Annotated in this window: 12 protein-coding genes; 8 read left to right on the forward strand and 4 right to left on the reverse strand. The window is 69.5% G+C overall.

The window, feature by feature from the left end; all coding sequences use genetic code 11:
* Positions 1-6: 6 nt before the first annotated feature.
* The gene (locus ABZ953_RS20350) at positions 7-381 is read right to left on the reverse strand and encodes a hypothetical protein (RefSeq protein ID WP_361725556.1); all 375 of its coding nucleotides are present in this window, start codon (positions 379-381) and stop codon (positions 7-9) included.
* A 471-nt stretch (positions 382-852) separates the two neighbouring features.
* Here ABZ953_RS20350 and ABZ953_RS20355 point away from each other — a divergent pair, with 471 nt between their 5' ends.
* Together ABZ953_RS20355 and ABZ953_RS20360 are read left to right on the forward strand one after the other, a co-directional pair.
* Positions 853-1215 carry an SgcJ/EcaC family oxidoreductase gene (locus ABZ953_RS20355; protein WP_361725559.1) on the forward strand — a complete coding sequence of 121 codons (363 nt, stop codon included), beginning with the start codon at positions 853-855 and terminating at the stop codon, positions 1213-1215.
* Between the two features lie 104 nt (positions 1216-1319).
* On the forward strand, positions 1320-2879 hold the full coding sequence (locus ABZ953_RS20360; RefSeq protein WP_361725562.1) for an MFS transporter: 1560 nt from the start codon (positions 1320-1322) through the stop codon (positions 2877-2879).
* 90 nt (positions 2880-2969) lie between these two features.
* Here the strand turns inward: ABZ953_RS20360 and ABZ953_RS20365 are convergent, their stop codons facing one another.
* A complete protein-coding gene (locus tag ABZ953_RS20365; protein ID WP_361725565.1) occupies positions 2970-3881 on the reverse strand; it encodes a LysR family transcriptional regulator in 912 nt (303 codons plus the stop codon).
* Positions 3882-4233: 352 nt separating this feature from the next.
* Here ABZ953_RS20365 and ABZ953_RS20370 point away from each other — a divergent pair, with 352 nt between their 5' ends.
* From ABZ953_RS20370 to ABZ953_RS20380, 3 genes are all read left to right on the forward strand, one after another.
* The gene (locus tag ABZ953_RS20370; RefSeq protein ID WP_361725568.1) at positions 4234-4788 is read left to right on the forward strand and encodes an adenylyl-sulfate kinase; all 555 of its coding nucleotides are present in this window, start codon (positions 4234-4236) and stop codon (positions 4786-4788) included.
* An 89-nt stretch (positions 4789-4877) separates the two neighbouring features.
* Positions 4878-5666 (forward strand): class I SAM-dependent methyltransferase, encoded by a 789-nt coding sequence (locus tag ABZ953_RS20375; RefSeq protein WP_361725571.1) that lies wholly within the window; start codon positions 4878-4880, stop codon positions 5664-5666.
* 70 nt (positions 5667-5736) lie between these two features.
* Entirely contained in the window at positions 5737-6675 is a 939-nt protein-coding gene (locus ABZ953_RS20380) for a sulfotransferase domain-containing protein (RefSeq protein WP_361725573.1), read from the forward strand.
* A gap of 183 nt (positions 6676-6858) precedes the next feature.
* Here the strand turns inward: ABZ953_RS20380 and ABZ953_RS20385 are convergent, their stop codons facing one another.
* Entirely contained in the window at positions 6859-8952 is a 2094-nt protein-coding gene (locus ABZ953_RS20385; protein ID WP_361725576.1) for a protein kinase, read from the reverse strand.
* A 162-nt stretch (positions 8953-9114) separates the two neighbouring features.
* On the opposite strand from ABZ953_RS20385, the gene ABZ953_RS20390 reads away from it, so the two are divergent.
* The 3 genes from ABZ953_RS20390 (at position 9115) to ABZ953_RS20400 (ending at position 11121) form a co-directional block, all read left to right on the forward strand.
* Positions 9115-9708: a TetR/AcrR family transcriptional regulator gene (locus tag ABZ953_RS20390; RefSeq protein WP_361725578.1), complete on the forward strand. Its 594-nt coding sequence runs from the start codon at positions 9115-9117 to the stop codon at positions 9706-9708.
* Between the two features lie 74 nt (positions 9709-9782).
* Entirely contained in the window at positions 9783-10316 is a 534-nt protein-coding gene (locus ABZ953_RS20395) for a cupin domain-containing protein (RefSeq protein ID WP_361725581.1), read from the forward strand.
* Positions 10309-11121 (forward strand): glucose 1-dehydrogenase, encoded by an 813-nt coding sequence (locus tag ABZ953_RS20400; protein WP_361725584.1) that lies wholly within the window; start codon positions 10309-10311, stop codon positions 11119-11121. The genes ABZ953_RS20395 and ABZ953_RS20400 overlap by 8 nt, the downstream gene beginning before the upstream one ends.
* A gap of 21 nt (positions 11122-11142) precedes the next feature.
* Here the strand turns inward: ABZ953_RS20400 and ABZ953_RS20405 are convergent, their stop codons facing one another.
* Positions 11143-11988 (reverse strand): alpha/beta fold hydrolase, encoded by an 846-nt coding sequence (locus ABZ953_RS20405; protein ID WP_361725587.1) that lies wholly within the window; start codon positions 11986-11988, stop codon positions 11143-11145.
* Positions 11989-12032 lie beyond the last annotated feature (44 nt).

Consider the following 12032-nt stretch of genomic DNA (forward strand, 5'->3'; position numbering starts at 1 on the left):
GCCCCATCACATTCCCTCCGCGCCGATGGGCCCGCCGATGACCTGCACGTCGGCGAAAGCGGGGCCCAGGGCCTGCAGGGTGGCCAGTTCGTACAGGCCTTCCACCGTGCCCTCCGCCTCGAAGGTGACGCGCACGTCGGGCGGTCGGCCGATCAGCGCGAGGGCGGCGTTCGGAGGCATCTGGTCGAGCGGCGGCCGCTCGTGCTCCCAGAGCATCATCGCGCCCCACCGGTTCTGTTCGCGGTCCGCCAGATAGATCTTCAGCCGCAGGCCGGGCACCTTGGTCCAGTGGTCCAGCGTGTTCTCCCGCAGGTGCGCGCGCATTGAATCGATGGTCTGTGGCGTGCCGTCCAGGTGCCACCAGGCGACGTCGACCCTCATCGGAATGCTCGCGTGGTGTGACTGTGCGGGTTCGGAGTGTGACGGTACATGGATCGCGTGGATCGCTTTGATCGCATGGATGACATGGGTGCCTCCGTCTTCGGTGTGCGGGGTGGGAGAAGAGGGGGGAGGGATGGGCGGCCGGGGCGAGTGGGCCGCCGGTCGAGGGCAGTGATGGTACGGCGGGAGCGCCGACGGGGTGACTGAGGAATTCCTCAGTTGGCACTGCGGAGCCGGAACCACGGTTGCTGCCGTACCTGCACCCGTACCCGTACCTGCACCCGTACCCGTACCCGCACCTGCACCCGCACCCGTACCTGCACCCGCTGCCGCTCGCGTCTCGAGTCCGGTCGCAGGGGCGATCCAGATCCATTGCTTCTGGCTGCCAGAAGCACAGGGAGTTGGACTTGCATGTTCCGCCCGACGAAGCTTGTCGGTGCTGGAAATCAGCTCTGAACGAGAGGCCCCCCTGTGTCCGAGTACGAGAAGGCTTACCAGCCGGAAGACATCACGCGTCTGTTCGTGGAGCGCGCCAACAAGGGCGACGCGACCGGTGTCGCCGAGCTCTACGCGGAGGACGCGGTCGTCGCCTTCCCGCCCGGGCAGATCACCCAGGGGCGCGAAGCCATCCGCAAGCTGTGGGAGATGGCGATGACGCGCAACCCCAAGTTCGAGCCGGAGGAGCCCCTTCCGACTCTGATCAACGGCGACATCGCGCTCACGTCCACCCCGCCGAAGGACGGCACGGGCGCGCGCGCCCAGGTGGTCCGCCGCCAGGCCGACGGCTCGTGGCTGCGCATCCTCGACCAGCCCGAGTTCATCCAGCCCAAGTAAGAGCCCGAGCAGGAGCTCCTGCTTGAGCTCAAGCAGGAGACCAAGCAAGAGCCCGAGTAAGAGCCCGAGCAAGAGCCCAAGTAAGAGTGCGGGGGAGATCAGTCGTGGCCAAGCGATGGTGGACGTTGGTGGTCGTCTGTGCGTCGACCTTCATGCTCCTGCTGGACGCCACCATCGTGACGGTCGTCCTGCCGCAGATCCAGAGCGGGCTCGACAGCAGCTTCGCCGATGCGCAATGGGTGGTTGACGCCTACTCGCTCACCCTCGCCGCGATGCTGCTGGTCGGCGGTTCGCTGGCCGACCGCTTCGGCTACCGCAAGCTGTTCCTGGTGGGCCTCGCGGTCTTCACCGTCAGCTCACTCCTCTGCGGCGTCTCCTCCTCACCGCTCATGCTGATCCTGTCGCGTGCCGCACAGGGCATCGGCGGATCCGTCATGTACGCCACGTCCCTCGCGCTGCTCGCCCGGAACTTCACCGGCAAGGAGCGGGGCGTGGCGTTCGGCGTCTGGGGCGCCGTGACGGGGCTCGCTTCCGGACTCGGGCCCGTATTCGGCGGGTTGATCGCGGCCCACATCAGCTGGCGCGGCATCTTCCTCGTCAACGTTCCCCTCGGCATCCTCGCCATCGTGGTGACGCTGTGGAAGGTCGACGAGTCGCCGGCGCGGGGCAGGCTCAAGCTGGACTGGCCGGGCTTCGCCCTGTTCACCAGCGGTCTGGTCGCACTGATCTATGGGCTGATCCGGGCGGGCGAGACCGAGTGGGGCAACACGGATGTCGTGATGTGGCTCGGTGCGGCCGCGGTTCTCCTGATCACGTTCCTGATCGTGGAACTCCGCTCCGCACAGCCGCTGTTCGACCTGTCGCTGTTCCGCACGCCGACGTTCGTGGGCGGTTCGATCGCCGCGTTCACGATGAACGGCTCGCTGTTCGCGATGCTCCTCTACCTGGTGCTGTATCTGCAGAACGGACTCGGGTACTCCGTCCTGGAGTCCAGCGTGCGCCTGCTGGTGATCAGCGTGTGTGCCCTGGTGGCGTCGACCATCGCGGGGCGGCTGAGCAGCCGCCTTCCGGTGAAGTGGCTCATCGGCCCGGGGCTCTTCCTCGTCGGCGGCGGTCTGCTCCTCATGTCGGGCAACGACGCGTCGAGCAGTTGGGTCCACCTGATCCCGGGCTTCGTCGTGGCGGGCATCGGCAGCGGTGTCGTGAACCCGCCGCTCGCCTCGACCGCCGTCGGCGTGGTCACGCCGGACCGCGCGGGTACCGCGTCGGGAATCAACATCACCTTCCGGCAGGTCGGCATGGCCGCCAGCATCCCCGTACTCGGCTCCATCTTCACGGCGTCGCTGCACGACGAGGTCAGCCGTAACCTGTCGGCCGTCCCGGAACTCGCCGAACGGGCCCCGGGCATCGCCGCCGCAGTCGAACACGGCAACGTCTCCGGGCTGAGCGACAACATGCCCGCCCCGCTGCGGGACCAGGTGGCCACGGCGCTCCACGCCGGGTACGCCGACGCGCTCAACGACCTGCTGATCATCGCCGGCGTCCTTGCCCTGGTCGGCGCGGTCTTCTCCTTCTTCCTGATCCGCACCAAGGACTTCCTGGCCGCCAAGCCGCCGCCGCGGGACGCCGGGGTCGAAGCCGGTGAGCCGCAGCCCGTGAAGTGAGGCGCGGCCCGTGAAGTGGGGCGCGGCCCGTGATGTGAGGCGCGGCCCGTGAAGTGAGCCGCGGATAGCACTCCGTACGCTAACTGGCCGTCAGGAAGCCTGCCGCACCGCGTCGTCCCGTTCCTGAATGTGGTCCAGCGCATGCTGGACGACCGCCTGCGCCGCCGGGTCGATCGCCCGGTCGTCCGGCCACGCCAGGTACAGCCGCCCGTGCATGTCCGGATCGCGGAACGGTACGAGCCGGAGGTCGTCGCCCGCCGAGCGGACGGCCCCCCGCGGCAGGATCGCCACACCGAAACCGCGCGCCGCCATGTCCACCAGCGCCTGGGGATCGCTCGCCGAGAACGCGATCGGCGCGTCGATACCGGCTGCGGCCAGGGAGATGTCGAGCTGGCGCCGGGTGCCGCTGTCGCTCGGCAGCGAGATCAGCTGACGGGACGCGAGTTCCTTGAGGACCAGGGAGTCCCGCTCCGCGAACTCGTCGTCCACGCGCAGCACCGCGACGAGCGGGTCGGCGTGGACGACCTCCGTGCGCAGGAACGCCGGGGGCTCCACGGCCATGCCGAGGAAAGCCATGTCGAGTTCGCCGTCCTTGAGCCCGTCGACGAGATCGTCAGTGCTGCCCTGCCGCAGGGCCACTTCCACGGCGGGATGCGCCGCCTGGAATTCCGCGAGCATCCCGGGCACGTCAAGGGACGCCACCACGGTCACCATGCCCACGTTCACCCGGCCGCGCAGCAGCCCCGCCACCTGGTCGACGGCGAGCCGCGCGTTGCGCACCGCGGCCAACGCCGCCTTCGCGTAGGGCAGGAGGGCCTCGCCCACGGCGGTGGGGCGGACCGTGCGGCCGGACCGGTCGAGCAGTTCGTATCCGAGTTCCCGCTCCAGGCGCCGAATCTGCGCACTCACTCCTGGCTGCGTCACATGGACCCGGGCGGCGGCTCTGGTGAAGTTGCCGTCCTCGACGACAGCGACGAAGTACTCGAGTTGGCGTATCTCCATAACTGACCGATCTAGGCTTCAGTACGAACAGATATTGGACGCCCGGTAAACGCCGGGACAATACTGACGGGGTCGCTCGAACAGTGTCCGCCCGATCCGGCGGAACGCTGAGGGAGAAAGCGATCTTTCAACGGTCGGTCAGCGGCCATTTCACGGGGTCACTCGGAATTCCATGAGTAGTGCATTAGCGGTGCATTAGTAGTGCGTGAGTAATGCACTGCTCATGCATGAGTGATGCATGAGTGATGCATGTTGAATTTTCGGGGCCCAAAATTTTCTGAGGAACTTTACAGCAGCACAGGCGTGCTGTGAAGAGTTCCGGCGACCGTACGTCCACTGAGGGAGGCCATCCATGGGAGCCAACGGGGTTGGAAGCGCCGATTCCGGCGGCACGGTCATCTGGGTGACCGGGCTTGCCGAAGCCGGCAAGACGACGGTCGCACGTGAACTCGTCCGACAACTGCTTCAGCGGGGACAACAGCCGATCCTGCTGGACGGGAACCAGGTGCGAACTGCTCTCGGCATGACCTCCGGATTCGACCGGGAAAGCAGGATAAAGGCGTCCATGACCTACGGTCGCCTGTCGCAACTGCTCGCGGAACAAGGGCATGTCGTCGTGGTCGCGACGATCTCGCTGTTCCACGAGGTGCAGCAGTGGAACCGCGAGAACCAGCCCGACTACTTCGAGGTGCTGCTCGACGTTCCCGTCGAGGAACTCCAGCGCCGGGACAGCAAGGGCGTCTACAGCGGCAACGACGCGAAGGACATCGTCGGAATCGGGCAGTCCGCCGAGTTCCCGACCGATCCCGATCTCGTCGTCACCAACTACGGGGACATCGACCCCAAGGCTGCGGCGACCATGATTCGACTCGCGCACGAGCAGCGGTTGAGTTCTGCGGTGGCGTGAGGGGCGGCTTCTGCCCGCCCGGCATTCGATGAACCATTTGCCATGGATTTTCTGTGTCACTGGGAAAACAATAAGGAGCTGTGCCTCGCATGACGACGTCGACGAAGCTTAAGCACGGAGATTTCACCGACCTGGCGAAGGACTACTCGAAGTACCGCGAGGGGTACGCGACCTCGGTGCGGGACGCCCTGATCGGTCTGGTGGGCCGCCCGGCCGCCGAACTGGACGCCGTCGACGTCGGCGCGGGCACCGGCCTGTGGACCCGCATCGTGGCGGACGGCGGATTCCGCTCGGTCACCGCGGTCGAGCCGAACGACAACATGCGGGCCGAGGGCATCTCGGACTCGGCGGACTACAAGATCAACTGGCGGGCCGGGCAGGGCGAGAAGACCGGTCTGGAGGACCAGTCGGCCGACCTCATCAGCATGGCGTCCTCCTTCCACTGGGTCGACTTCGAGGTGGGCACCGCGGAGTTCTGCCGCGTGCTGCGTCCGGGCGGCTGGTTCGTCGCGCTCTACAACCCGCGGCTCATCGAGGTGAACCCCGTCCTCGTGGACATCGAGAACGAGCTCAAGCGGCTCATGGGGGAGCGCAAGCGGATCACCTCCGCCCACCCCCAGATGATCAAGGAGCTGTCGGACAAGTTCAACGCCAGCCCGCGCTTCGACGACGTCGTCGTCCTCGAGGGCCGGCACTCCGTCGAGCAGACCATCGATCACTACATCGGCCTCTGGCAGTCGGTGAACGACGTGCGGGTCCAGCTCGGCGACGCCAAGTTCGAGCAGTTCCTCGACTTCATCCGTGAGCGCCTCGCGGACGCGCAGAAGCTCGAAGTCACCTACCTGACCAGGGCGGTCGCGGCGCGCGCCAAGAAGTGACCCGCTCCCGCTCCCGCTGGTGCCCCCGCCCCCTATGCCCCCGGTCGCGGGGAGAGACAGGATGTGCGACATGACCCAGGACTCACCGGTCCGGGAGAAACTGCGGCCGGACGAGCTGGCCCGGCGCAGTGCGCGGCTGCTCGGCGAGAACGACATCGTCGTGGCCGGTGACCCGGGGTCCGGGCAGGCGCTCGTGGCCAACATCGTGCACGAACTCGGCTTCGAGTACCTCGACCCGTACGTCGAGTCGCCCGACGAGCGGGACGGCGCGGCGCAGGCCGTGGAGACCCAACTGGAGTACTACCGGCAGCGGTTGGCGGCGACGTCCGAGCGCGACCGGGACGGGGTTGCTGGGGCTTCCGGGGCTGCCGGGGCTGCCGGGGCGACGGGCGGGCCCGACGCGAAGCGCTTCATCAAGACGCACTTCTACCCCGAGGTGTTCGCCGACTCCGCGGTGAACAGCGCGATCCTCGTGGTGCGGGACCCTCGGGACACGATCTACTCGTCCTACAAGTGGTTCTCCTCCTTCGGCGATTCCTGGATACCGGACGCCGCCGACATGATCGGGAAGCTCACGTACCCCGACTTCCTCGACCGCGTCCGGCTCGGTGACGGCGAGCCCTCGATCCCCGGCTGGGCCCGCTTCTACCGGAGCTGGCTGGAGGCGGCGCCGGAGTTCTCGAAGTTCGCGGTGGTGCGGTTCGAGGACCTGAAGTCGCACCCGGTCGGGGCGATCACCGCGATGCTCGCCGCGCTGGGCCTCACGGTGACGCCGGAGGTCGTGGCCCAGGCGGCCGACCGCAGTTCCTTCAAGGCGATGCGCGCCCGCGAGGACGCGGCGTCCGCGGGTGAGGGCGAGAGCACCAAGAACGCTCGCATCATGCGGCGCGGGCAGGTGGGCGAGTGGCGCGAGTGGATCGGCGAGGGCGACCTGGCCGAACGCTTCGCCCATCCGGCTCTGACGGCGACGGCGGCTCGTTTCGGGTACGAGGCGACGCCGACGCAGTAGTACGGAGAGGCAGATGCGTACGCGGAGGGCCAGGTCACGTATCCGGTGGCCTGGCCATCCGTGCGTACGGGCTTTCTGTGCGTACGGGTGGCTTCTGTCCGTACGGGCGGTTTCTGTGTGTACCGGCGGTTTCTGTGCGTACGGGCGGTTCCTGTACGTACGGGCGGTCCGTGCGTACGGGGGTTATCGTGCCCAGCGCTGCGAGTCCTTGCCCGACGCGCACGAGGCGGTGGCCACGCCGCCCCCGTAGGCCAGATCCAGGCAGCCGCTGTTGCTCGTGCTCTTCAGGGTGCCGCCCGAGCCCCAGCGCCAGAGGCGTGCGCTGCCCTGGGTGCAGTCACCGACGAAGACGGCCTGGCCGAGCATGTTGGCGACCAGGCAGGAGCCGGACTGCTTGTTGACGACCTTGAAGCTGTTGTTCTCCGCGGGCACGGTCTTCCAGGAGGCGCTAGGGTCGCGGCAACTGCCGTCGTCAGCGGAGCCGTACACCTGCGTGAGGCACGCGTCGTTATCCGCGTTCTTCAGGCGGAAGGGGCCGGTGGAGGGCGAGCCGGAACCCGATCCGGAACCTGAGCCGGAGCCGGAGCTGGATGAGTCGTCGTCTTCCGAGCCACCGAGGTCGCCGGAACTTCCCGAACCGGAACCAGAACCGGAACCGGAACCACCGGAAACCCCGGAGCCAGTGGAATTGTCCTTCCCTCCGGCCCCCGCAGTCCCGCCGCCCTCCCCGTCGTCCCGCGACGAACCGCCCTTGTCTTTGCCTCTGTTCTCGTTCTTGTTCTTGTTCTTGGGGTCCTTGGAGTCTTCGGAGTCCTCGGACCCCTTGGACTTCTTCGGGTCCTTCGACTTCTTCGACCCCGGCTTCGCCGCGCCGTCCGTGTCGGACGGCTGCGAAGGGTCGGCGGGTGCCGCGACGGAGGCGGACGGCGTCGAGCCCGCCGCGGTGTCCGACCCGCTGACGAACGGCAGGTTCTGGAGGGCGAGGGTCGCTCCCGCCGAGACCACCACGACGGGGACGACGGCCAGCATGATGCGTGTCCGCCGACGCTCGCGCCGTGGGGGTGCGGCCTCGGGCGTGCTCTCCGGGGCGGTCGAGGGGGTCGTTGACGGCGTGGTCCGTGGGGTCGGTGGGGTCCGTGGGGTCGGTGAGGCGTCCGTGAGTGTGAGTGTCGTCGGCGGGGTCTGCGCGGCGAAGGTGGCCCGTTCCGTCAGCATGTCCCTGACGGGACCGGGCCAGGCGGGAGCGGCCGGTGCGCCGCGCTGGGCGGCGAGTCGCACCAGCTCGGGGGCGGTCGGGCGGCCCTCGGGGTCCTTGTCCAGGCAGGTCGCGACGAGCTCCGCCAGCTCGGCGTCGCGCTCGCGCAGCGGCGCCAAGTCGGGCTCGTCGTGCACGATGCGGTAGAGCGGACTGCCCTCGCCCGCGTCGGTGAACGGCCAGCGGCCGCTCGCCGCGTAGCCGACGAGGAGGCCCAGCGCGAAGATGTCGGACGCGCTGGTCAACCCCCTCTTCCCCGAGGCCTGTTCGGGCGACATGTACGCGGGCGTACCGACGACGAGGCCGGTCTGCGTCAGCTGGCTCTGCTCGGCGGCGCGGGCGATGCCGAAATCGATGAGGGTGACGCCGTCGAGGGTCAGCATGACGTTCGACGGTTTGAGGTCCCGGTGGACCATGGCGCCGCCGTGCACCGCCGTCAGGCCCTCGGCGACCTCGCGCAGCAGCAGCCACAGGGCGTCGCCGGAGAGCGCGCCGCCGTGCTGCTCGATGGCCTCGGACAGGGTGATGCCGGGCACGTACGCGGTGGCGAACCAGGGGGGTTCGGCGGTGCGGTCGCTCGCGAGGAGGGGCGCGGTGGCGTCGGCCGGAAGCCGGGCGAGGTTGTCCATCTCCTGACCGAAGCGGCGCAGGAACCCCCGGTCCTCGGCGACGACGGACGCCAGCATCTGCTTGACGGCGGCGTACCGCCCGTCGACGACGCCGAGGTACACCCGTCCCATGCCGCCGGCGCCGAGCCGACCCACCAGGGGGATCGTCCCGATCCGCCGCGGGTCCTGCGGGCGCAGCGGTTCGGCGCCGCTGCCCGTCAGATCGAACCGGTCGTCCCCGCCCGCCCCGTCGTCCCCGCCCGCCCCGTCGTGCCCGCCCGCCCCGTCGTGCCCGCCCGCCCCGTCGTGCCCGTTCGCCGCGTCGCCCCCGCCCGCCCCGTCGTCCCCGCTCGCCCCGTCGGCTCCGCTTGCCCCGCCTGTCCTGCCTGCCCCGTTCACGCTCTCCCCGTTCACCGGCCTCCCCCGGCCGGACCCGCAGTCCCGCCTCAGTCTGGCCCATTGATCGACCCGAGTGGAAGATCTTTCTAGAAATCCATTCCACTTCTACCTCCCTCCATTCCCCTTCCCCTTACGTGCGCGGCCGTGGAAATGGAGTGCTCTACGCTGGTTGTCACGATGAGTCCCAAGCAACAACGCGGCGCGGAAACCGCCGATCGTCTCCTGGTCGCGGCGCTGCAGGTATACGCGGAGTCCGGTGAGCGGGGCGTCACCGTCCACGCCCTCGGCAGGACAAGCGGAGTCAGCCTCGGCAGCCTCTACCACCACTTCGGCAGCGTCGATGGGCTCATGAACGCGCTGCTGCTGCGCTGGCTCGGCCGACTGCTCGACGAGCTGACCGCAGCCGTCACGGCCTCCCGCACCGCCCGTACCGGGGTCCGTGCCCTCGTACGGGCCTACTTGGCCTTCGTCCAGGAGCACCCGGACGCAGCCCGCCTCCTGCACTCGTCCTACGCCGACCGGGTCGGGATGGCGCGGGCCAGGCAGCTCCGTGACACTCAGGAGGCCAGGCTGTCGCCGCTGGCCGACTGGGTGCAGGCGCACCTCGCGTCAGGTGAACTCGCGCCGCTTCCCGTGCCCTTGGTCGAGGCGCTTGTCATGGGCCCCGTCGTCGCGACCGCGCGCCGTTGGCTGTCCGGCATCGACGACGTCGACCTCGATGAGGCCGCGCGCGTGCTGCCCGACCGGATCTGGCGCTCGGTCAGCCCGTAAGGCCAGGGGGGCGGTGCCGCAACGCGGGTGGAGCTCCGCGGTTATGACGCTCCTGGGCCGGGGAGCGATCGGCCATGGTCGAAAAAGTCGAAACAGCTGAAGAGGTGGCCGCGCGGCACGGGCTGAGGCCGCTGCCGGTGGAGGGCGGACTGTTCCGACGGACCTGGACGGGCCCGCCGGATGCCACGGGGCGCCCCGTCGGCTCGGCGATCGTCGTACTCCTGACCACCGCACCCGGCGACTTCTCCGCCCTGCACCGGCTCCCCACCGACGAGGTCTGGCACTTCTACGAGGGCGACGCGCTGGAAATGCTGCTCCTCGCCCCTGACGGCACGGACCGGACGACGGTCCTGGGCCCCGACGGCCACGTACAGCTGGTGGTCCCGGCGGGGACGTGGATGGGGGCGCGGGTCGGCCGTGGCGGACGGTACGGGTGGGCACTCTTCGGCACCACGATGGCGCCGGGATTCGTCGACGAGGACTACGAGGGCGGGGACGCCGACGAGTTGAGCGCGCGTTATCCGGGGCGGGAGCGGCTCGTCCGGGAGTTGTGCCGCCCCGGCGAACCGCTGCGGATGCGAGGAGAGGGCGGCGACTTCGATGCGTGATGACATGCGGGACGACATGCGTGATGACATGCGTGACGACGCGTTGCCCGGTCTTTCGGGGCGTGTCGCCCTGGTCACCGGGGCGAGCGGCGGTATCGGCGCCGGGATCGCCTGGCGGTTCGCGCAGGCGGGCGCCGCCGTCGTGGTCCACTACCGGCGCGGCGGGCAGCGGGCCGAGGAGCTGGCCGGACGGATCGTGGCGGCGGGCGGTGACGCCGTCGCCGTACCGGCGGACCTGACGGCGGAGGAGGAGTGCCACCGCCTCGTGGAGAGGGCGCACGCCTGGCGGGGGCGCCTGGACGCGCTGGTCAACAGTGCCGGGATTCAGCCGCTGCAAGAGCTCACCGGCATGACGGCCGCGGACTGGCGGGAGCTCGCGGAGGCGAACGTGACGAGTGCGTTCTGCTGTACGCAGGCGGGCGCCGAGGTCATGGCCGGGCAGGACGGCGGCGGCACGGTCACCCAGATCGCGTCGATCGAAGGGTCGAGCCCCGCGCCCGGCCATGCGCACTACAGCGCGTCCAAGGCCGCCCTGATCATGCTGGCCCGCTCGGCGGCCCTGGAGTACGGGCCTCGCGGCATCCGCGTCAACAGTGTCTCGCCCGGTCTGATCGACCGGCCGGGCCTCGCCGAGGACTGGCCCGACGGAGTGGCGCGGTGGGGCCGGGCGGCACCGCTCGGGCGGCTCGGGCGGCCCGAGGACGTCGGCAGTGCCTGCGTGTTCCTCGCCTCGGACGCGGCGTCCTGGATCACCGGGGTCGACCTGGTGGTGGACGGCGGGGTGGGGGCGCGGCCCACCTGGTAGGGGTGATCGGGAGGTGGGTGATCAGGAGATACGGGACAGCCAGGTGCGGAGCGCGGAGTTGAACTCGTCGGGGCGTTCCAGGTTCGGCAGGTGGGCCGCCGATTCCACGATGTGCAGCGCGGAGTCGGGGAGCGCGGCGTGCATGGCCTCGGCGTCGGAGACAGGGGTGTACGTGTCGTCGCGGCCCACGACCACGAGGGACGGCACGTCGACACGGGTCAACAGGTCGCGGTAGTCGGGGCGTTCGGCCCGGCCGCGCAGCGCGGCGGCCGCTCCCTCGGGCGGGGCGGCCAGCATCATGCGGTGGACCTGAGCGGACGCCTCCGTGTTGTACGGGGCCACCATCTTGTCCCGCACGTCGTCCGCGTACCCCTTCATGCCCTCGGCGAGGAGCCGGTCGGCGAGTGCGTTGCGGTGGGCCTTGCCGTCCGGGGTCTCGGCCGCGGGGAAGGTGTCCGCGAGGAGGAGCCCCGTGATGCGCTCCGGAAACAGGCGGTAGCACTCCATCACGATCTGGCCGCCCATGGAGAGGCCGCCAAGCGCGAACTCCCGTACGTCCAAGTGGTCCAGGAGGGCCGCGAGGTCCTCGGCGAACGTGGCGAATCCGGTTACGCCGGGGACGACGGTCGATGCGCCGTACCCGCGCAGGTCCGGGGTGATGACGCGGTGCGTCGCGGCGAAGGCGGCACGCTGCGGGGCCCACATGGAGCGGTCGAAGGGGTGGCCGTGGAGGAGGACGAGGGTGCTCTCGGTGCCGTCTCGGCCTCCATCCCCGCCTCCGCCTCCGCCTCCATCCCCGCCTCCGCCTTCGCCTGCTCTCTCGTCGTCGTAACCGATCGTGATGCCGTTGAGCTGCGCGGTAGCCATGTGAGGAGGCTAGGCGGGGGAACTTATCGGTGCAATAAGATCTT

Source organism: Streptomyces sp. NPDC046465 (assembly GCF_040646035.1).
Classification (GTDB): Bacteria; Actinomycetota; Actinomycetes; order Streptomycetales; family Streptomycetaceae; genus Streptomyces.

Bases quoted from the DNA above. Each gene is read 5' to 3' on its own strand.
- ABZ953_RS20395 (WP_361725581.1), top strand. From the start codon at position 9,783: ATGGTCGAAAAAGTCGAAACAGCTGAAGAGGTGGCCGCGCGGCACGGG.
- ABZ953_RS20405 (WP_361725587.1), bottom strand. From the start codon at position 11,988: ATGGCTACCGCGCAGCTCAACGGCATCACGATCGGTTACGACGACGAG.
- ABZ953_RS20375 (WP_361725571.1), top strand. From the start codon at position 4,878: ATGACGACGTCGACGAAGCTTAAGCACGGAGATTTCACCGACCTGGCG.
- ABZ953_RS20365 (WP_361725565.1), bottom strand. From the start codon at position 3,881: ATGGAGATACGCCAACTCGAGTACTTCGTCGCTGTCGTCGAGGACGGC.
- ABZ953_RS20370 (WP_361725568.1), top strand. From the start codon at position 4,234: ATGGGAGCCAACGGGGTTGGAAGCGCCGATTCCGGCGGCACGGTCATC.
- ABZ953_RS20390 (WP_361725578.1), top strand. From the start codon at position 9,115: ATGAGTCCCAAGCAACAACGCGGCGCGGAAACCGCCGATCGTCTCCTG.
- ABZ953_RS20380 (WP_361725573.1), top strand. From the start codon at position 5,737: ATGACCCAGGACTCACCGGTCCGGGAGAAACTGCGGCCGGACGAGCTG.
- ABZ953_RS20350 (WP_361725556.1), bottom strand. From the start codon at position 381: ATGAGGGTCGACGTCGCCTGGTGGCACCTGGACGGCACGCCACAGACC.
- ABZ953_RS20400 (WP_361725584.1), top strand. From the start codon at position 10,309: ATGCGTGATGACATGCGGGACGACATGCGTGATGACATGCGTGACGAC.